This window comes from Curtobacterium sp. MCLR17_051, from assembly GCF_003234395.1.
GTDB lineage: Bacteria > Actinomycetota > Actinomycetes > Actinomycetales > Microbacteriaceae > Curtobacterium > Curtobacterium flaccumfaciens.
In genome coordinates this window covers 411,523-431,369 of sequence record NZ_QKTA01000001.1, presented here as the reverse complement: position 1 = coordinate 431,369, position 19,847 = coordinate 411,523, and the positions used below count along the sequence as shown (strand labels likewise).

The window sequence follows — 19,847 nt, the reverse complement described above, 5'->3', positions numbered from 1 at the left end:
GCCGGGCTCCACGCCCGGCCCGGCTCGACGCCCGGCCCGGCCGGCAACGAAAGAACCACACCATGCGCTTCGCCATCGGCGACACCGACTTCCTGCTCGACGGCGAGCCGCACCGGGTCCTGTCCGGCGCGATCCACTACTTCCGCGTCCACCCCGACCTGTGGGCCGACCGGATCCGCAAGGCGAAGCTGATGGGGCTCAACACCATCGAGACCTACGTCGCCTGGAACGCGCACGCGCCGTCGCCCGGGGTGTTCGACCTGTCGGGTGGCCTGGACCTCGGCCGCTTCCTCGACCTCGTCGCCGCCGAGGGCATGCACGCCATCGTCCGCCCCGGCCCCTACATCTGTGCCGAGTGGACGAACGGCGGCCTGCCGTACTGGTTGTTCGCCGACGGTTCCGTGGGTGTCCGGCGCAACGAGCCCGGGTTCCTCGCAGCGGTCGAGACGTACCTGCAGCACCTGGCCCCCGTGCTGGTCCCGCGGCAGATCGACCAGGGCGGGCCCATCGTCCTGGTGCAGGTCGAGAACGAGTACGGCGCCTACGGCTCCGACCCCGAGTACCTGCGCGCACTCGAGCAGATGCACCGCGACATCGGGCTGACCGTCCCCTTCACGAGCGTCGACCAGCCGATGGGCACGATGCTCGAGGACGGCTCCCTGCCCTCGCTGCACAAGACCGGTTCGTTCGGCTCACGCTCCGCCGCCCGCCTCGAGCGCCTGCGGCAGGCCCAGCCCACCGGGCCCCTGATGTGCTCGGAGTTCTGGGACGGCTGGTTCGACAGCTGGGGCGAGCACCACCACACCACGCCGGCGTCCGCCAGCGCGGAGGACCTCGACGTCCTGCTCGCCGCCGGCGGCTCGGTGAACATCTACATGTTCCACGGCGGCACGAACTTCGGCTTCACGAACGGCGCGAACGACAAGGGCGTCTACCGCCCGATCGCGACGTCGTACGACTACGACGCCCCGCTCGACGAGGCCGGCCGGCCGACGGAGAAGTTCCACGCCTTCCGCTCGGTGATCGCGCGCTACGCGCCCGTCCCGCCGCTGCCCGCGACGATGGAGCCGGGTGGATCGGGTCGCCTCGGTCCCGTGGACGCGTCCGGCGACGGCCTGGAGGCCCGGATCACCCCCGCCACGGACCTCGCCGTCCGTCTGGACCGCGTCGCGTCGCTCCGTTCCCTGCTGCCCACGCTCACGGCGTGGTCCGCGCACGACGAGCCGCCGACCTTCGACGCCCTCGGAGCCGCGAGCGGCTTCGTCGCCTACCGCGCCGAGGTCGACCTGCCCGCCGGAGGGGTACTGACCGTCGGCACCGAGGTGCGCGACCGAGCGATCGTGTCGGCCGACGGCGTCGTGGTCGGGCTCCTGGAGCGCGAGCACCACGACCGCGCCATCACCCTGCCGCCGGTGACCGGCACGCTCGAGCTCCTCGTCGAGGACCAGGGCCGCGTCGACTACGGCGTCCGCATCGGCGAGCCGAAGGGCCTGATCGGGGGCGTCTCGATCGACGGCGTCCCCGTGGCCCGGTGGACCGCGTCGCCGCTCGCCCTCGACCCCATCGCACCGGCCGCCGTGACCGCGCTGTCCGAGATCGCTCCCACCGGCGGCGACGTGCTCGCCGGGCCGACGTTCGCAGCTGGCTCGTTCGACCTCGACACCGTGGACGACCGGTACCTGTCGCTCGACGGGTTCCGGAAGGGTGCCGCCTGGGTCAACGGGTTCTGCCTCGGTCGGTACTGGTCGCGAGGCCCGCAGCAGACCCTGGCGATCCCGGGGCCGGTGCTCCGCCACGGTCGCAACGAGCTCGTCGTGCTCGAACTGCACGCCGCCGCGTCCCGCACCGCGTGCCTGCTCGTCGAGCCCGACCTGGGTCACACCGAGGCCTAGCCGGGCGCGCGGCCTGGTCGAACCGGGCGTCCCTGGTCGAATCGGGCGTCCCTGGTCGTATCGGGCGTACCTGGTCGGAGGTTTCGACCAGGTACGCCCGATTCTGCTTTCCATCGCGGGCGTCATGGGAAGGATCAGTCGCGGTCGAGGGCGTCCAGGTCGGCGAGGGCGCGCTCGGCGTCGGCGATCCGGTCGGCCTCGGGGCGCGTCCACCACTCGGGGCCGCGTTCGCCCAGCCCGTGCTTGGCCAGGCCGTTCCGGTGCCGCGCCGCCGCCAGGGCCTCGTCGTCGCCCGCGCGCTTCGCGGTCTTCACGGCGTTGCGCCCGCGCCCCAGGTGGGAGCGGAGTGCGGCGGCGAGTTCCTCGGGCAGGGCGGGGTCGGTGCGGCGCCAGCGTCGGCCGTCCACGACGAAGAAGTGGTCGTCGGGTTCAGCGGTCATGGTCCGAGTCTGCACCGTCGGTGGTGCCGGGTAGACAGGAGCCGATGAGCCACGAACGCGTCCGCCCGATGCTCGACGTCCGACGCATCTACGCCGAGCCGGCCGCCCTCGAACTCCAGCGCGGGCAGGAGATCGTCGGGCGCTGGCCGGACGCCGAGATCGTCCCGGTCGAGTCGCACTGGAACATCCCCGAGGTGCACGGCGACGAACGGAACGTCCAGCGCTGGGTGCGGATCAAGACCGAGGCGCTCGTGCTCGGCGTGAAGAAGTCGTTGGTGACCCGGCCGAACGGTCGCTCCGCCGACTTCATCGCACCGTCCACCGCGAACGGCTGCGCGATGGCGTGCGCCTACTGCTACGTGCCGCGGCGCAAGGGCTACAGCAACCCCGTGACGGTGTTCGCGAACATCGACCAGATCACCAAGCACGTGGCGCGGAACATCGCCAAGCAGGGGCCGAAGACCGAACCGAACCAGTGCGACCCGGAAGCCTGGGTCTACGACATCGGCGAGAACAGCGACTGCTCGGTCGACGCGATGATCAGCGACAACGTCCGCGACCTTTGCGACCTGTTCCGGATGACCCCGACGGCCAAGGCCTCGTTCGCCACGAAGTACGTCAACCGCGACCTGCTCGACTGGGACCCGATGGGCCGGACCCGGATCCGCTTCTCACTGATGCCGCACGAGACCGCGAAGGTCACCGACATCCGCACGAGCCCGATCGCCGAGCGCATCGCCGCGGTGAACGACTTCGTCGACGCCGGGTACGAGGTCCACCTGAACTTCTCGCCGGTCATCCTCACGCCGACGTGGGAGTCGGACTGGGCCGAGCTGCTCCGGCAGGTCGACGACGTGCTGTCCCCGGCCGCCAAGGCGCAGCTCGCGGCCGAGGTGATCTTCCTGACCCACAACCAGCCCCTGCACGAGGTCAACCTCGGGTGGCACCCCAAGGCCGAGGACCTGCTGTGGCGTCCGGACCTGCAGGAGCAGAAGGTGTCCCAGAACGGTGCCGTGAACGTGCGCTACCGGTCCGGCATGAAGGGGCAGCTCGTCGAGCGCTTCCGCGAACTCGTGGCCGAGCACCTGCCGTCCTGCCGGATCCGGTACGCCTTCTGACCGGCCCCCGACGGATCAGGGGATGAGGCGGTCGGCCCGGTACCGGGCGAACAGGTCCGCGAAGGCCTGCTCGGTCCGGCGGAACGCCGTGAACCCGGCGTCGCGGCTCTTCCCCATGTCGGTGACGACCTCCATCGCACGACCGAGGTCGGCGTCGGTGTGCCACCACGAGGCGAGCCGGGTGATGTCGGCCTCGGCGAGACCGTGGCGCTCGGCGATGCCGGCCCACTCGGACTCGTACGGCGCCATCTGCTCCTCGAGCGGTCGCGGAGCGTCCTCGTAGCCCACGACGCGCGTGGGGTCGACACCGAGGTGCGCGGCCAGGCGCGGCCACATCCATCGCCACCGGAAGACGTCACCGTTGACGATGTTGAACGGCTCGTCCGCACCCTCGGGTGACGTCGAGGCCCACACCATGTGCTCGGCGAGGATGCCGGCGTCGGTCATGTCGGTCAGGCCGTTCCACTGGGCCTCGCTGCCCGGGAACACGAAGTCCAGGTCGAGTTCCTTCGCCAGCGTGGCCTGCACGGCGAGTGTGAGGCCCATGTTCATCGCGTTGCCGACCGCGTGCCCGATCACGGTGTGCGAGCGGTGCACGGACCAGGTGAACCCCTGGCGCTCGGCTGCGGCGAAGAGCTCGTCCTCTTGTGCGTAGTAGAAGTTCGGGGTGTCGAGGCGCGGTTCCTCCTCGTGGAAGGGGGTGTCGGGCATCTCGCCCGCGGCGTACGCCTCGAACGGGCCGAGGTAGTGCTTCAGGCCGGTGACCAGGGCGACGTGCTCGAGCGGAGCGTGCGACAGCGCCGCGAGCAGGTCGCGGACCATGCCGCCGTTGACGCGGATGTTCTCCGCCTCGGTGTCCTGCCGCTGCCATGCAGTGAAGAAGACGTGGGTCGGGTGCTCGTCGGCGAGTGCGGCCGCCAGGCTCTCGGGGTCGCGCAGGTCGGCCGCGACGGTCCGGACGCCCTGTTCAGCGAGCGGTCGGCGGGAGAGCGCCGTCACGTCCCAGCCCAGGTCGAGCAGGTGGCGCACCAGGGCGGAACCGGTGATGCCACTGGCTCCGACGACCAGGGCTTCGCGGCGGGCAGAGGTCTGTTCGGTCGATCCGGTTGCAGTCATCCCTCGATGCAACCCACGTTGGGCGACACGTGTTCCCTCACCGCGTCCCGGCGACTGGCCTGTGTACACAAAGACGCACCACTTGTACCGTTGAGCGGTACACTCCTCGCGGAGGAACCAACATGCAACTCGTGCAACCACTCGCCACGCTGCTGGGAGCCACACAGGCCGACGCGCTCCGCGTCCTCGCCCGGACCGATTCGGGCATGACCGGACGACAGGTTGCGCGGGTCGCGGGCGCTCCGCAGCACACCGGCATCAAACGAGCGCTCGACAAGCTCGAGGCGGCAGGGCTCGTGCAGGTCGAGCGCGGTCTGCAGCACTCTGCCTACCGGGTCAACCGGGAACACCTGCTCTGGCCGGCGGTGGAACTCGGACTCGAAGCCAGCGACGAACTCGAACGTCGGATCGGCGCGTACGTCGCGTCGGCGCAGGCCGGGGTCCTCTCGGTCTCGATCTTCGGTTCAGTTGCCCGAGGCACCGCGACGCCGACGTCCGACCTGGACCTCCTCGTCGTCTTCGAGGAGACCGTCGACACGGACGTCGTCGTCCGCCTCGGTGACCTCGTCCGGCGGTGGACCGGCAACGAGTGCCAGGTCTTCGACGTGACCCGCGCTGATCTCCGTCGGTTCGTGGCCGAGGGAGACCCGCTCGTCGGGTCGTGGCGAGAAGAAGCCCGGACAGTCTTCGGCGAGGAGATCAGGACGTACATCTGATGGGCGCCCGCGTGCGCGCCGTCGACCGGGCCGCAGTCGCGATGCGCCGCGACGAAGCGCAGGCCTACCTCGAGGTCGCGCTCCTCTACGTCGAGTCCACGAGTCACGCGGACTGGAAGGCCGCCGGTGCGAACGCTGTGCTCGGCGGGATAGCGGCGTCGGACGCGATCTGCGGTGCGATCCTCGGCCACCACCACCTCGGCGACGACCACGCCGCCGCTCGTCGGCTGCTCGACACGGCCTGCGCACCGGACACCCGACCCGGCCTGCACTTCAAGCGCCTGACCGATGAGAAGACGAACTTCCAGTACTCGACGTCGCGTGTGACCCAGGAGAAGACACGGGGGCTGGTGACCGCGCTCGAACGGCTCATCCGAACGGTTCACGAGCACACCTGAAACAGGCGCGCCGCGACCCGGATCACCGCGGACGGCGGATGCGGATCGGGCCCTTGGCGGTCGACGGGTCGACGACGGACCCGCCCTGGGTGATCTCGACCTCGCCGCGCGCGACCATGCGGCGGGCGGCTCGACGTGCGGGCTCCATCAGCGGTCGCCAGTCGTCCGGGTCGAGTGAGCGTGCGACCTCGGACGGGCAGATGCTCGAGGTCCGCGCCCGTGCCGCGAGCAGTTCGTCGATGCGCTGCTCCAGAGCCCGGTCGGTGTCGTCGAGACCGTGTCGGCGGCAGGCTGCCGAACACCACTTCGCCTCCGGTGCCGCCGAGGACGGCATCCGTCGCCCGCACGAGGCGCAGGTCCGTTCGGCGTGTGCCGACTCCGATGCCGACGCATCGGCTTCCGTCCTGATCGCCCGTCCCATGGCCCCATCCTCGTCCTGCTCGGCAGGGCGGTCCACAGCGACCACGCACACGGTCCAGGTGCGCCTGGCAGCATCGGAGCGGTGAACCCCGACACCGTCCCCGCCCGTCCGCCCGAGCCGGCCTGGGTCCAGCACGTGATGTGGTGGCACGTCTACCCACTCGGCTTCGTCGGCGCCGAGGTCCGCCCTGCGTCACCGGTGGGGGAGCGTCCGCTCGAACACCGCTTCGACCGCTTGACCGGGTGGCTCGACCACGTCGTCGACCTCGGTCTGAACGGCCTGTTGCTCGGCCCGGTGTTCGCGAGCTCGACCCACGGGTACGACACGGTCGACCACTTCCGTGTCGACCCGCGCCTGGGCGACGACGCCGACTTCGACGCCCTGGTCACCGCGGCGCACGAGCGGGGCGTGCGGGTGCTGCTGGACGGGGTGTTCAACCACGTCGGGCGTGAGCACCCGGCGTTCCGTGCGTTGTCGGACCAGGGCCCGGAGGCGCCGACCGCCGACCTGTTCGCCATCGACTGGTCCGGGTGGCAGCCGGGGCAGCCCGTGCCCGTCGGACTGTTCGAGGGCCACGACATCCTCGTCGCGCTCGACCACGACAGCCGTGCCACCGAGGACCTCGTGGTGCAGGTCATGACGCACTGGCTGGCCCGCGGCGTCGACGGTTGGCGGCTCGACGCGGCGTACGCGGTGCCGCCGGCGTTCTGGGCGCGGGTGCTGCCGCGGGTGCGGGAGCGGTTCCCGGACGCCTGGTTCAGCGGCGAGGTGATCCACGGCGATGCGGCGGCGATCGCACGCGACTCGACGATGGACTCGCTGACCCAGTACGAGCTGTGGCAGGGGATCTGGCACGGCATCGCGGACCGCAACGGCCACGAGCTCGCGCACGCGATCGAGCGGCACGACGCGCTGCTGGCCACCTTCGCCCCGACGACGTTCGTCGGCAACCACGACGTCACCCGGATCGCGAGCGCGGTGGGGGAGCGGTTCGCCGGGCACGCCGCCGCGGTGCTGTTCACGGTGGCGGGGACCCCCGTGGTCTACGCCGGCGACGAGTACGGCTGGACCGGGGTGAAGGAGGAACGTGAGGGCGGCGACGACGCGGTCCGCCCGGAGTTCCCGGCCGAGGTGCCGGAGCCGACGGACCTGACCCACGCGTACGAGGCGCTCATCGCCCTGCGCCGTCGGAACCCGTGGCTGCACCGCGCGCACACCGACGTCGTGCACCTGACCAACACCGCCGTGGTGCTGCGGACCGCGACGGCGGACGCCGCCGTGGTGACCGCCCTGAACCTGTCGGACGATCCCGTCGAGGTGCCCGCGGCCGACGCGACGCAGGTCGAGGCGGGCGGGGCTGATCTCGGGGACGGGCCCCTGCGCCTCCCGGCCGGGGGTTGGGCCGTCCTGTCGCGTTCGTGAGCAGAAACGGTCGGGTCCCCATCGAGGACCCGACCGTTTCTGCTCACCAAGCGAACACGCGAACACGCGAACACGCGCACGCGCACGCCCGAACGACGCTACTTGCGCGCGGACGCCGCCCGGCGCTTGTTGAACACGTCGAACGCGACGGCGGCGAGCAGCACCAGTCCCTTGATCAGGGACTGGAACTCGGTGCCGACACCGAGGATCGACATGCCGTTGTTCAGCAGGCCGATGATCAGACCGCCGACGATGGCTCCCGGCACGGTGCCGATGCCGCCGGTGACGGCCGCGCCACCGATGAACACGGCGGCGATGGCGTCGAGCTCGAAGCCGTTGCCCGCGCCCGGTGCCGCCAGGTTGAGCTGGCCGGTGAAGACCACACCCGCCAGGGCCGAGATGACACCCATGTTGACGAAGAGCAGGAACGTGACGCGCTTCGTCTTCACGCCCGACAGCTGCGCGGCCAGGGCGTTGCCACCGATCGCGTAGATGTGGCGGCCGAACACCGCGCTCCGCATGACGACCGAGTAGATCACCACGAGGGCGCCGAGCACGACGAGCACGATCGGGGTGCCGTTGTAGCTGGCGAGCAGGAGCGCCACGTAGATCACGAGCACGGCGCCGAAGGCCGTCTTCACGATGAACCAGGCGAACGGCTCGCTCTCGAGCTGGTACTTGCGACGCGTGATGCGACCGCGGAACGCGGCGATCACCATGACGGCCGCGGCGGCGAAGCCGAGGATCATCGTGAGCGGCTCGTACCCGGTGGTGCCGAAGGACGGCAGGAAGCCGGAGCCGAGCGAGCGGAAGCCGGCGGGGAACGGCGAGATCTGCTGGTTCTGCAGGACGATCTGGGCCGCGCCGCGGAACGCGAGCATGCCCGCCAGCGTCACGATGAACGCCGGGATCCCGAAGTACGCGATCCAGAAGCCCTGCCAGGCGCCGACGAGTGCACCGACCACCAGGCAGAGCACGACCGCGATCGGCCACGGGATGTTCCACTGCGTGATCATCACGCCGGCCATGGCACCGGTGAAGGCGACCACCGAACCGACCGACAGGTCGATGTGGCCGGCGATGATGACCATGACCATGCCGATGGCCAGGATGAGGATGTAGCTGTTCTGGACGATCAGGTTCGAGACGTTGATCGGGGCCAGCGTGATGCCGTTCGTGGTCACCTGGAAGAAGATGACGATGACGATCAGCGCGATGAACAGGCCGATCTGTCGGAGCTGCCCGGTGAGGTAGCCGACGGCGGACTTAAGCGCGTTCATTGACAGGGGTCTCCCGTTCCTGGGTCATGTACTGCATGAGGACCTCGGGCGTCGCCTCGGCGCGCGGGACGTCGGCCGTGATGGTGCCCTCGGAGAGGGTGTAGATGCGGTCGCAGATGCCGAGCAGTTCGGGGAGCTCGGAGGAGATCACGATGACCGCCTTCCCCTGGTCGGCGAGCTGGTTGATGATCGTGTAGATCTCGTACTTCGCGCCGACGTCGATGCCACGGGTGGGCTCGTCGAGGATGAGCACGTCGGGGTCGGCGTACATCCACTTCGACAGGACGACCTTCTGCTGGTTCCCGCCGGAGAGCTTCCCCGTCACGACGTCGACGTTCGGCGCCTTGATGTTGAGGCTCTTGAGGAACTGGGTCGCGACGGTGGTCTCCTCCGAGGAGTTCACGAAGCCCCAGTTGGCGAGCTTGCCGAGTGCCGACCCGGAGATGTTCCGCTTGATGTCGTCGATCAGGTTCAGGCCGTAGCGCTTGCGGTCCTCGGTGACGTAGGCGATGCCGTTGTCGATCGCCTGCGAGACGGTGTGCGTCTTGATCGGGGTGCCGCGCTTGTAGACGGTGCCGCTGATGCCGGTGCCGTAGGACTGCCCGAAGACGCTCATCGCGAGTTCCGTGCGGCCGGCGCCCATGAGCCCGGCGATGCCGACGACCTCGCCGGCGCGGACGTTGAGGTTGGCCTGGTGGATGATCTCGCGCGACGAGTCGAGCTGGTGGTGGACGGTCCAGTCCTCGATCCGCAGCAGTTCCTCGCCGATGACGGGGTTCTCGCGCTCGGGGTACCGGTTCGACAGGTCGCGGCCGACCATCCCGCGGATGATCCGGTCCTCTGACACGTCGTCGGCCCGCATGTCGAGCGTCTCGATGGTCTTGCCGTCGCGGATGATCGTGACCTTGTCCGCGATCGCCTTGATCTCGTTGAGCTTGTGGCTGATGATGATCGCCGTCATCCCCTCGGCCTGCAGCGAGCGGATGAGCTCGAGCAGGTGCGCGGAGTCGTCGTCGTTCAGCGCGGCGGTGGGCTCGTCGAGGATGAGGAGCTTCACCTCCTTCGAGAGCGCCTTCGCGATCTCGACGAGCTGCTGCTTGCCGACCCCGAGGTCGACGACCTTGGTGACGGGGTTGTCCTTCAGCCCGACGCGCTTGAGCAGCTCGGCGGCCGTCAGGTTCGTCTTGTTCCAGTCGATGAAGCCGCCCTTGGACTGCTCGTTGCCGAGGAAGATGTTCTCGGCGATCGACAGGAAGGGGCTGAGCGCCAGCTCCTGGTGGATGATGACGACGCCCGCAGCCTCGGAGTCGTTGATGTTCGCGAACCGCACGGGCTCGCCGTCGAGCAGGATCTCGCCGTCGAAGGAGCCGGCCGGGTAGACACCCGACAGCACCTTCATGAGCGTCGACTTGCCCGCGCCGTTCTCGCCGCAGATCGCGTGGACCTGGCCGCGCTCGACCTCGATCGAGACGCCCTGCAGGGCCTTGACGCCGGGGAACGTCTTGGTGATGTCCCGCATCTCGAGGATGGTGTCCGCCATGTGGACGCCTTTCCGTCGTGCGCGCGTGCGCGCGCTGGTGGAGACGGACTGGAGGCGCGGTGCGGGCTGGCACCGCGCCTCCGGTCCGTGAGATGGGCCTGACTACTTCAGGTCGGCTTCGGTGTAGTACCCGGAGTCCACGAGGACTTCCTTGTAGTTGTCCTTCGTGACGACCGTCGGCTGGAACAGGAAGGTCGGGACGACCTTGACCTTGTTGTCGTAGCTCTTCGTGTCGTTGACCTCGGGGTCCTTGCCGGTGAGCAGGTCCTCGGCCATGGTGACGGACTGCTTGGCGAGCTTGCGCGTGTCCTTGTAGATCGTCGAGTACTGCTGGCCGGCGATGATCGACTTGACCGAGGCGGCCTCGGCGTCCTGGCCCGTGACCGTCGGGAGCGGGCGGTCACTCGTGCCGTACCCGGCGCCCTGGAGCGCCGAGATGATGCCGATCGAGATGCCGTCGTACGGCGAGAGCACGCCGTCGAGCGTGGTGCCGCCCGAGTAGGACTTCGCGATCAGGTTCTGCATGCGGGCCTTGGCCGTGGCCGGGTCCCACTGCTGCGTCGCGGCCTGGGACAGCTCGTCCTGGCCGGACTGGATCTTCAGCGTGCCGTCCTCGAGGTACGGCTTGAGCGTCTTCATGGCGCCGTTGAAGAAGAACCCGGCGTTGTTGTCGTCGAGCGAGCCGGCGAAGACCTCGATGTTGAAGGGGCCCTTCTCGCCGGTCTTCTTGCCGTCCGCGTCGAGCACACCCAGGCCGGTGAGCAGGCTGTTCGCCTGGTCGACGCCGACCTTCTCGTTGTCGAAGGACACGTAGTAGTCGACGTTCTTGTTGCCCGTCAGCAGGCGGTCGTACGAGATCACCTTGATGCCGGCCTTGGCGGCGGCGTCGAGCTGGTCGGAGAGCGCGCCACCGTCGATCGACGCGATGATCAGGACCTTCGCGCCCTTGGTGATCATGTTGCTGACCTGCTGGGCCTGCTGCTGGACCTTGTTGTCGCCGTACTCGAGGTCGACCTTGTAGCCGGCCTTCTCGAGGTCGCTCTTGACGGCGTTGCCGTCCTTGATCCACCGCTCGGAGACCTTGGTGGGCATGGCGACGCCGACGAGGGCGCCCTTGTTGTCGCCGCTGCCGCCACCATCGGTGGACGCACGGCCGCCGGCCGAGCAAGCGGCCAGCGAGATCGCGATGCCGACGGCTGCGACGCCCGCGATGATCCTGCGCTTCATCATCGAAGTACCTCTGTTCCTTCGCGTCGTCCTCGACGCGGTCGGGTGCCGGGGCTGCTGTGCCCCGTGGGATGCGCTCGTGTGAGCGCTCACATCTTGTGGGTTCCGTGACGGGGTGTCAACTCAACACCGCCGTTTCGTGATCTTGCCGCGGCGACCGGACCGAGCGGTACGGTTGGCGCGTGAGCACCACGACCGCCCCCGAGGGCAGGGGCGGCAAGCGCCGGAAGGCCCCGACGATCTTCGACGTCGCCGAACGCGCCGGCGTGTCCCACCAGACCGTCTCCCGCGTGATCAACGGCGATCCGACCGTCCGCGAGCAGTTCCGGACGCAGGTCACCGACGCCGTCACCGAGCTCGGGTACCGGCCCCGCGCCGCCGCCCGGGCGCTCGCCGGTGGGCGGAGCAAGGCGCTCGGCATCATCACCGCCGGCGACGCGCTGTACGGCCCGTCGAGCACCTCGATCGGCTTCGAACGAGCCGCCCGATCCGCGGGGTACCACGTGCTGCTGTCGACCCTGCCCGAGGAACCGCGGCCGTCCGACCTGTCCGGGGCGCTCACCACGCTGCTCGCGCAGGACGTCGCCGCGATCGTGCTGGTCGCCGCCGACAACCGGGTGCTCGACGCCCTCGCCTCGCTCACCGTGCCGGTCACCGTGCCCGTCGTGGTGTCGAACGCCGTGCAGCGCGACGCCGTGCGGACCCCGGTCGCGCCGAGCGTCGCTGCCGTCGCCATCGACCAGGCGGCCGGCACCTCGCTCGTCATGCAGCACCTGTTCGACCGCGGACACCGCCGGATCGTACACATCGCCGGGCCGCACGTGTCGCAGGAGTCCGAGGTGCGCCGGGCCACCTACGTGCGGATCATGCAGGACGCCGGGCTCGAACCGGTCGTGCTCGAGGGCGACTGGACCCCGGCGAGCGGCTTCGCGGCCGCCCGGCACATCGACGTGGGGACGGTCGACGCCGTCTTCGCGGGCAACGACCAGATGGCCCTCGGGGTGCTGCACGCCTTCGCCGACGAGGGGCTGCGGGTGCCCGACGACATCGCGGTCGTGGGGTTCGACGACGTCCCCGAGGCGGCGCACTTCACGCCGCCGCTGACCACCGTGCGGCAGGACTTCCGGGCGATGGGGGAGCGGGTGCTCGACACCGTGCGGGCCCTGGTCGAGGGAGAGCCCCGCGATGAGACGCTGCTCGCGCCCGAGCTGGTGGTGCGGCGCAGCACGTAGCGCCCCGTCGCACCGTGTGGCGGTGTGCGGGTGGTGCGAGGTTCTTCCGTGCGCGGGCCCGCGGCGCACGGTGCGGCGTTGTGCGGCCGGTGCGAGGTTGATCGCTCGGTGCGGCGCTACAGTCCCGCACCGAGCGGTCAACCCCGCACCGACCGAGCGGCCGCGCACGGTGCGAGGCCGCGCACAACCCCGCACCGACCGAGGGGCCGCGCACGGTGCGAGACCGCGCGCGACCCCGAGCTGACCCGACCGTCAGCCCTTCAACGCCCCGGACGACAGCCCGGCGACGTAGAACCTCTGCAACCCGACGTACAGCGCGATGCACGGGATCATCGCCACCACCGACCCGGCGACGAGGTTGCCGTACGACACCTGCCCGTACGCCCCGGTCTGCAGGTTGAGCAGCGCGACCGGCAGCGTGTACAGCGAGTCCTTCGTCAGGAACGTCAGGGCTCCGAGGAACTCCGTCCACGACGCCAGGAACGCGTAGAGCGCCGCGGTCGCCGCCCCGGGCAGGAGCAGCGGGCGGAGCACCGACACGACGACGCGGAAGCGCGAGGCCCCGTCGACGAAGGCCGAGTCCTCGAGCTCGGTGGGGATCGACTCGAACGCGTTCCGCATCACGAACACCCCGAACGGCAGGTTCACGGTCGTGTAGAACAGCACGAGCCCGAGCAGCGAGTTCGTCAGCCCCATGGCGTTCATCTCGAGGTACAGCGGCGTGAGGATGGCCTGGAACGGCACCATCATCGTCAGCAGCACCAGGCCGAACACGAGCCCGGCGCCCCGGAACCGGAAGCGGGCGAACCCGTAGCCGGCCATGGTCGCGATCACCGCGGTCAGCACCGCCGTGGCGATCGACACGATGAGCGAGTTCACGACGCCGGTGAGCAGGTGCGACGACGAGGCGAACACGGCGGCGAAGTTCTGCCACCCGAGCTGGAAGAACGTCGCCGGGTCGGGGGCCTGCGTGATGACGGCCTCGGACTGGAACGCCCGCAGGATCGACCAGATGAGCGGGACGCCGAACACGAGCGCGGAACCGATGCCGGCGATGGCGTACAGGGTGCGCTTGACGGTGGTGTCGCGGGGATGCTGGACGCTGCCCTGCTGGTGGCGCCGACGTCGGCCGTGGCCCGTGGTGGTCAGGGTCCTGGTGGACAGGTCCGGCGCCGCGAGGGCCGCACGGGAGGTCGTGGTGCTCATGGCGTCAGTCCTTCTCTCGCAGTGCCCAGAACTGGAACACCGTCACGGCGGCGATCACCACGACGAGGGCGATCGACTGGGCGGTCGCGGCCCCGAGCTGCAGGTTCACGAACCCGCGGTTGTAGATCGCGTTCACGATCGTGGTGGTCTCGGTGCCCGGCCCGCCCTGGGTCAGGATGTAGAACTGGTTGAAGGCGAGCAGCGATCCGATCACCGAGATGATGACGCTCAGCGCGACGGTGGAGCGGATCATCGGGAACGTGATGAGGCGTTCGGTCTGCCACCAGGAGGCCCCCTCGAGCTGCGCCGACTCGTAGACCTCGTCGGGGACGCCCTGCATCGCCGACATGAGCAGCACCATGGTCAGCCCGGACACGGCCCAGACCACGAGCACGCAGATGAGCAGCGTCGCCAGCGGGCCGTTCACGAGCCACGCGGTGCTGCCGTCGGTGATCCCGAGCCAGCGGAGCACCATGTTGACGGCCCCCGAGTTCGGCTGCGCCTCGAGCACGAGCATGAACGAGAGCGTCGTCAGCCCGACCACGTACGGCAGGAAGAACACCGTCCGCAGGATCGTGCTGCCACGGCGTCGTGCGCGGACGAGCACGGCGAGGAAGTACCCGAGCGCCAGGATCGGCAGGGTCACGATCGCCGTGTACAGCAGCGTGTAGCCGATGGCGTGCACGAACGTCGGGTCCTGGAACAGCGTCAGGTAGTTCTGCACCCCGATGAACCGGTACGGGCCGATCAGGGGCCAGTTCGTGAACGAGATGTAGAGCGCGAACACGAGCGGCACGAGCACGAAGACGGCGACGAACAGGATCGCCGGGGCGACGAGGACGGCGCCGGTGCGCGGCGGGTGGGTGAGCGAGTTGCGGGTCCGGACGGCGCCGCCGCGCCCCGGGCCGCGGCCCACGGTGGGACGGCCCGGGCCGGTCCGGCCGGCGGGGCGCCGGGTGGAGATGGTCGACATGCGTGCACCTCTCTGTGCATCAACAAGAGCGAGACGAGCGGGACGAGCGGAGAAGACAGGCAGGCAGGCTCAGGCCTGCACCTGGTCGAGGATCCGCTGGTAGTCGGACTGCGCCGTCCGCATGGCGGCAGCGCTCCCCGACCCGAACACGGCCTCGCGGAACATCGCGAAGTACGGCGACGACGGCTGGTTGTTGAGCAGGTTGTACGCCAGCGTCTGCGGTGCGTAGCCCTTGTCGATGGCGTCGAGTGGCCCGTACGCCAGTGGGAACCGCTTGCGGTACTCCGGGGTGGCGGCGTCGGACCGCGTCGGGAAGTACCCGCCGTCCGGCAGTGCCTGCTGCTGCTGGAGCCCGTTCGCGTACTGCATGAACGCCCACCCACCGGACGGGTTCGCCGCCCCGTTCGGGATGCACATGTTGTCGCCGCCGTCGAAGAACGACCGCTGGCCGTCCCACGACGGGATGAGCACCGTCTGCATCTTCGCGCGCATCGCCTTGGTGGCCGCGGGCACGGTCGCCCCGTACGAGGTCGGGAAGATCCCCACCTTGCCGGCCCGGAAGTCGGCACCCCACGTGGTGCCGGCGTCGGAGTACGTCGCCTTCGACAGCACGCCGTCCTGCCACAGCTGCCGGTAGAACTCGAGCATGCGTTCGAGGGCCTCGTTGCCGGTGATGTTCGCCCGCTGGGAGCCCACCTCGCCGGTCATCATGTCGACCCCGGTCGCCCAGACGTGCGGCTGCGTGACGAAGCCGATGATGCCGGCGGCGTTGCCGGAGATCGACCAGCCGTACACGTCGTCGTCGAGCTTCCGGATGGCCTTCGCCGCGTCGAGCAGCGTGGACAGGTCCTTCGTCGACTCCTCGACGTCGAGACCCGCACGCTCGAACAGCTCGGTGTTCACGAACAGCTGCGAGTTGTCGGCCAGGTAGGGCAGGCCGTAGTACCGGTCGCGGTACTCGAGCAGGCGCAGGTGCCCCGGCGAGATCGCGTCGAAGTAGTCCAGGTCCTTGACCACGTCGGTCAGGTCGGCGAACGCCTCGCGGAAGATGAACAGCTGCGAGTTGATGTCGTCGATGTCCACGACGTCCGGCGGCTCACCCCCGCGGATCGCGGTTGCGAGCTTGGTCACGTACTGCGCGTCCGGCACGGGCGTCAGCTGGACCTGCAGCGCCGGGTTCGCCTTGTTGAACCCGGCGACGGCCGACGTCAGGCCGGCCTGGGTCGCCGACCGGCACCACACCTGCACGGTGCCGGTCGCGTTCTTCCCGAAGCTCGCGGGCTTCGCGACGACCTTCGGCAGGGTGCCGGAGCACCCGGCCAGGGCGAGGGCGGCCCCGCCGGCGACGCCGCCGACGAGGAACGCTCGGCGGTCCACGCCGGTCACCGCGCCAGCGGGAGCCAGACGCGCATCGGCGCGGCTCCCCGGTTGGCCCACGCGTAGTACGGGACGGCGATCGCGGTGACGTCGCGACCGGCCTGGAGGCCCGTGGTGGCGCCCTGCGGACCGGCCACGTCGTCGACGCTGGTCGCGTCTCCGGCGTGATCCGCGCCTCTCCCCACGTGCTCGGCCGCCACGTCGCTCCGCAGGCTCCGCGACGCGTCGGAACCGGCACGCGTGGGCCCAGACCGGGTCGCGTCCAGCCGCTGGTACGGCCAGGCCGGCTGCACGTGCTCGCCCGGAGCGTGCCCCGGGATCTGCAGCGTGACGACGCCGTCGAGCAGGTCGTCGCGGCGCTCCTCCGTGATCGGCGCGTCCGCGTCGACCGTCAGGTCGTCGACCGTGAAGCCCTGCTGGTCCGCCTGCTCGACCGCGTACACGAGCGGGCCGCGCTCGATCGCGACCTGCCCGCGTGCTGCGTCGATGCGGGCGTCGGCGACGTAGCGGTGCGGCGTCGTGTCGAAGACGAGCTCGACCGTGTCGCCCGCCGACCACTCGCGGTCGACGACGTGCAGCGTGCCTGCTGTCGGGCTCGCGGACCCGTCCGGACCCGTGACGGTCGTGGTGTCCGACCAGGCCGGGATCCGCAGGCCCAGGGCGAGCGGGCCGTCCTCGGTGACCGTGACGCGGACGCGGCCGTCGTGCGGGTAGTCGGTCTCGACCCGCACCGGACCGAGGTCAGCGGTGGCGTACTGGTGGACCTGCAGGCCGCCGTCGGTTGCGGTCGCCAGGTAGCCGTCGAGGCTCGCGAAGGTGCGCATGATGTTCGGCGGGCAGCAGGCGCAGTCGAACCAGCCGCGGCGCCCGTGGGCGGGGGAGCGGTTCTCGTCCTGGTGGGCTTGGTCGCGCTGCTGCAGCGGGTTCACGTAGAAGTACTCGGTGCCGGCCAGGCTCACCCCGGCGAGGAACGCGTTGTAGAGCAAGCGCTCGATCGCGTCGGCGTAGACCGGCTTGCCGGTGGCGAGCAGCAGCCGCCAGGCCCACTGCACCCCGCCGATGGCCGCGCAGGTCTCGGCGTAGCCGCGATCGGTCGGCAGCTCGTACGGGTCGCCGAACGCCTCCCAGTCCCAGCGTGCACCGAGGCCCCCGGTGATGAAGGCCTTCGTCGCCATCATGTCCGCGAACTGGCGCTCGCTCGCGGCGAGGAGTTCTGTGTCCCCGGTCTCGATCGCGACGTCCACGGCACCCGCAGCCAGGTACACGGCGCGCACGGCGTGCCCCTCGACGGTCGTGGCCTGCCGGCTCGGCACCCGGTCGGAGAAGTACGTCGGTTCGCCGCCGGCGCGCTCGATGATCCCGTGCCCGCGGGCGTCGACGAACCAGTGCGCCAGGTCGAGGTAGTCACGGTTGCCGGTCTCGCGGTACAGCTCGACCAGGCCCATCTCGACGACGGGGTGGCCGTCGACGTCGCGCGTCTTCGGCGTGCCGTCCGGTGCGGTGCTGTCGCCGAACGTGCGGACCAGGTGGTCGGCGTTCTTGATCGCGACGTCGAGCAGCCCGGTGTCGCCCGTCGCACGGTGCTGGGCCACGGCCGCCTGGTACAGGTGCCCGGCGCAGTACATCTCGTGGCTCCACTTGAGGTCCGTGTACCGCTCGCCCTTCCCACGGACCTGCTGGACGGAGTCCAGGTACCCGTCCTCTGCCTGCGCCCGGGCGTACAGGGCGGTGACCTCGCGCTGCAGGTCGAGCAGGTCTTCGGCGGGGGCGCGGCCGTACTCCCAGGCCACGGCCTCGAGCCACTTCGTCACGTCGGAGTCCATGAAGATCGGGCCGACGGCCTCGCCCTCCTCGAGTCCCGCGGCGATGCGGAGGTTGCGGAAGTTGCCGGCCGTCTCGAGCTGCTGGTAGCCGCTGCGGACGGCGTCGCGGCCGTTGCGCTCCTGGCGGAGCGCCCAGAAGCCGCCGGTGATCCGGGCGCCGCCGGTCGGCAGCGGCCGGAGCGTCAGGCGTGCGTCGGCGGTCGGGAGGACCGGGGTCGCGGTGTGTGCGCCGCGATCGGTCGCGAGCGTGGTGGTCATGTCGCCTCCTTGCGATGTGACTGGCACCGTGCGGATGGAGCTGGCCATCCGGAAAACGGTTTCTGCGGTGGACGCTACGACACCGGGCGCACGCCGCGCAAGAGCTTTCCGGCGGTTTTGTGTAAGGTCATCGGCACGCTCTGATTGTCGGAAAGGTGGTTGCCGTGACGCTCGAACGCACCGGACAGCCGATCCGGATCACCGACGTGGCGGCGCTCGCCGGGGTGTCGATCGGCACCGCGTCGAAGGCGCTGAACGGCACCGGGCAGCTGCGGGACGCCACCCGGCTGCGGGTGAAGGAAGCCGCCGAGAAGCTCGGGTTCGTCGGCGATGCCCGGGCCCGTGCGCTGTCGTCGGGGCGGACCTACACCGTCGGCATGATCACCACCGACTCGTTCGGACGGTTCTCGATCCCGGTGCTGCTCGGCGCCGAGGACGCCCTGTCCGCCGGGCGGATGGCCGTCCTGCTGTGCGACACCCGCGACGACCACGTGCGCGAGGCCCACTACCTGCGCTCCCTGGCGGCCCGCGGCGTCGACGGCATCATCGTGACGGGTCGTTCCGCCGACGCCCGGCCCCCGATCGACGTGTCGATCCCGGTCGTCTACGCCTTCACACCCTCGACCGACGACGCCGACGTGTCGGTCACCCTCGACGACGCCGCCGGGTCGGCACTCGTCGCCTCGCACGTGCGCTCGCTCGGGCGACAGCGGGTCGCGATCGTGACCGGGCCGGCGCGACACCGGTCCGCGGCACGACGGGTCGCCGGTGCCTCGTCGGTCCTCGGGCCGCACCTGGTCACCGACCCGCTGTACGGCGAGTGGTCGGAGCGCTGGGGGCGGCAGGCCGTGGACGTGCTCGCGCGGGAGTCGCCCGACGTCGACGCGATCGTCTGCGGCAGCGACCAGATCGCCCGGGGCGTGTGCGACCGGCTGCGGGAGCTCGGGCGTTCGGTGCCCGGAGACGTCGCGGTCACGGGGTTCGACGACTGGGACGTGATGGCGCTCGCCTCGAGGCCGCCGCTGACCACCGTGGACCTGCGGCTCGAGGAGCTCGGGCGCGTCGCGGGGCAGGCGCTCCTCGCCCTGATCGACGGCGGGAGGGCGTCGTCGGCGGCTGTCACCCCGTCGCTCGTCATCCGCGAGAGCACCGTCGGCGCGTAGGGCGCGTTCGGGGCTCGGCGGTCGGGGCTCGGGGTTCGGGGCTTGCGAGGTCGCGCGAACTGCCGCGTGTCGTGCCGTCCGGCGGCAGTTCGCGCGACCTCGGCGGACCGGTCGCGGCGTGTCGTGCGACCTCGCTGGTGCTGGTGCTGGTGCTGGTGCTGGTGCTGGTGCTCGTGCTGGTGCTCGTCGTCGAGCGGTCACAACACCCCGTCTGCCGTGGTCGAGCGGTCACGACTCGTCGCTCG

General features: G+C 70.3%; 17 protein-coding genes. 7 read left to right on the top strand and 10 right to left on the bottom strand.

The window, feature by feature from the left end; translation table 11 throughout:
• The first annotated feature begins 62 nt into the window (after positions 1 to 62).
• The gene (locus tag DEJ06_RS02095; protein ID WP_111038244.1) at positions 63 to 1,892 is read left to right on the top strand and encodes a beta-galactosidase family protein; all 1,830 of its coding nucleotides are present in this window, start codon (positions 63 to 65) and stop codon (positions 1,890 to 1,892) included.
• Between the two features lie 134 nt (positions 1,893 to 2,026).
• Here DEJ06_RS02095 and DEJ06_RS02090 read toward each other — a convergent pair whose 3' ends face one another.
• Positions 2,027 to 2,332, bottom strand: a complete 306-nt coding sequence (locus DEJ06_RS02090; RefSeq protein WP_111038243.1) for a biopolymer transporter Tol — start codon at positions 2,330 to 2,332, stop codon at positions 2,027 to 2,029.
• Between the two features lie 44 nt (positions 2,333 to 2,376).
• Between DEJ06_RS02090 and DEJ06_RS02085 the strand changes: the two genes are divergently transcribed.
• A complete protein-coding gene (locus DEJ06_RS02085; protein WP_111038242.1) occupies positions 2,377 to 3,450 on the top strand; it encodes a spore photoproduct lyase family protein in 1,074 nt (357 codons plus the stop codon).
• A gap of 15 nt (positions 3,451 to 3,465) precedes the next feature.
• On the opposite strand, the gene DEJ06_RS02080 is transcribed toward DEJ06_RS02085, so the two are convergent.
• Positions 3,466 to 4,566, bottom strand: a complete 1,101-nt coding sequence (locus DEJ06_RS02080; protein WP_111038241.1) for an SDR family oxidoreductase — start codon at positions 4,564 to 4,566, stop codon at positions 3,466 to 3,468.
• 122 nt (positions 4,567 to 4,688) lie between these two features.
• Between DEJ06_RS02080 and DEJ06_RS02075 the strand changes: the two genes are divergently transcribed.
• Together DEJ06_RS02075 and DEJ06_RS02070 are read left to right on the top strand one after the other, a co-directional pair.
• A complete protein-coding gene (locus tag DEJ06_RS02075; protein ID WP_111038240.1) occupies positions 4,689 to 5,282 on the top strand; it encodes a nucleotidyltransferase domain-containing protein in 594 nt (197 codons plus the stop codon).
• Positions 5,282 to 5,680 (top strand): hypothetical protein, encoded by a 399-nt coding sequence (locus DEJ06_RS02070; RefSeq protein WP_111038239.1) that lies wholly within the window; start codon positions 5,282 to 5,284, stop codon positions 5,678 to 5,680. Before DEJ06_RS02075 ends, DEJ06_RS02070 begins: the two co-directional genes overlap by 1 nt.
• A gap of 22 nt (positions 5,681 to 5,702) precedes the next feature.
• Here the strand turns inward: DEJ06_RS02070 and DEJ06_RS02065 are convergent, their stop codons facing one another.
• Complete coding sequence (locus DEJ06_RS02065; RefSeq protein WP_111023514.1) at positions 5,703 to 6,101, bottom strand: DUF3253 domain-containing protein; 399 nt, start codon at positions 6,099 to 6,101, stop codon at positions 5,703 to 5,705.
• A gap of 81 nt (positions 6,102 to 6,182) precedes the next feature.
• Here DEJ06_RS02065 and DEJ06_RS02060 point away from each other — a divergent pair, with 81 nt between their 5' ends.
• Positions 6,183 to 7,523: an alpha-amylase family glycosyl hydrolase gene (locus tag DEJ06_RS02060; RefSeq protein ID WP_258372403.1), complete on the top strand. Its 1,341-nt coding sequence runs from the start codon at positions 6,183 to 6,185 to the stop codon at positions 7,521 to 7,523.
• 98 nt (positions 7,524 to 7,621) lie between these two features.
• Here the strand turns inward: DEJ06_RS02060 and mmsB are convergent, their stop codons facing one another.
• The 3 genes from mmsB to chvE all read right to left on the bottom strand — a co-directional run bounded on the left by mmsB (position 7,622) and on the right by chvE (position 11,573).
• Entirely contained in the window at positions 7,622 to 8,803 is a 1,182-nt protein-coding gene (mmsB, locus tag DEJ06_RS02055; RefSeq protein ID WP_027466160.1) for a multiple monosaccharide ABC transporter permease, read from the bottom strand.
• On the bottom strand, positions 8,790 to 10,343 hold the full coding sequence (gene mmsA, locus DEJ06_RS02050) for a multiple monosaccharide ABC transporter ATP-binding protein (RefSeq protein WP_027466161.1): 1,554 nt from the start codon (positions 10,341 to 10,343) through the stop codon (positions 8,790 to 8,792). The genes mmsB and mmsA overlap by 14 nt, the downstream gene beginning before the upstream one ends.
• 102 nt (positions 10,344 to 10,445) lie before the next feature.
• Positions 10,446 to 11,573: a multiple monosaccharide ABC transporter substrate-binding protein gene (gene chvE / locus DEJ06_RS02045; RefSeq protein ID WP_111029920.1), complete on the bottom strand. Its 1,128-nt coding sequence runs from the start codon at positions 11,571 to 11,573 to the stop codon at positions 10,446 to 10,448.
• A gap of 179 nt (positions 11,574 to 11,752) precedes the next feature.
• On the opposite strand from chvE, the gene DEJ06_RS02040 reads away from it, so the two are divergent.
• Positions 11,753 to 12,802 (top strand): substrate-binding domain-containing protein, encoded by a 1,050-nt coding sequence (locus DEJ06_RS02040; RefSeq protein WP_071404246.1) that lies wholly within the window; start codon positions 11,753 to 11,755, stop codon positions 12,800 to 12,802.
• Between the two features lie 252 nt (positions 12,803 to 13,054).
• Here DEJ06_RS02040 and DEJ06_RS02035 read toward each other — a convergent pair whose 3' ends face one another.
• From DEJ06_RS02035 to DEJ06_RS02020, 4 genes are all read right to left on the bottom strand, one after another.
• Entirely contained in the window at positions 13,055 to 14,008 is a 954-nt protein-coding gene (locus DEJ06_RS02035; RefSeq protein ID WP_111038238.1) for a carbohydrate ABC transporter permease, read from the bottom strand.
• A gap of 4 nt (positions 14,009 to 14,012) precedes the next feature.
• Positions 14,013 to 14,981, bottom strand: coding sequence for a carbohydrate ABC transporter permease (locus DEJ06_RS02030; protein WP_111038237.1), 969 nt, complete (start codon positions 14,979 to 14,981; stop codon positions 14,013 to 14,015).
• Between the two features lie 69 nt (positions 14,982 to 15,050).
• Positions 15,051 to 16,367 (bottom strand): sugar ABC transporter substrate-binding protein, encoded by a 1,317-nt coding sequence (locus DEJ06_RS02025; protein ID WP_258372404.1) that lies wholly within the window; start codon positions 16,365 to 16,367, stop codon positions 15,051 to 15,053.
• On the bottom strand, positions 16,364 to 18,439 hold the full coding sequence (locus DEJ06_RS02020; protein ID WP_111038235.1) for a glycoside hydrolase family 127 protein: 2,076 nt from the start codon (positions 18,437 to 18,439) through the stop codon (positions 16,364 to 16,366). The genes DEJ06_RS02025 and DEJ06_RS02020 overlap by 4 nt, the downstream gene beginning before the upstream one ends.
• A gap of 164 nt (positions 18,440 to 18,603) precedes the next feature.
• Between DEJ06_RS02020 and DEJ06_RS02015 the strand changes: the two genes are divergently transcribed.
• Positions 18,604 to 19,602 carry a LacI family DNA-binding transcriptional regulator gene (locus DEJ06_RS02015; RefSeq protein ID WP_111038234.1) on the top strand — a complete coding sequence of 333 codons (999 nt, stop codon included), beginning with the start codon at positions 18,604 to 18,606 and terminating at the stop codon, positions 19,600 to 19,602.
• Positions 19,603 to 19,847 lie beyond the last annotated feature (245 nt).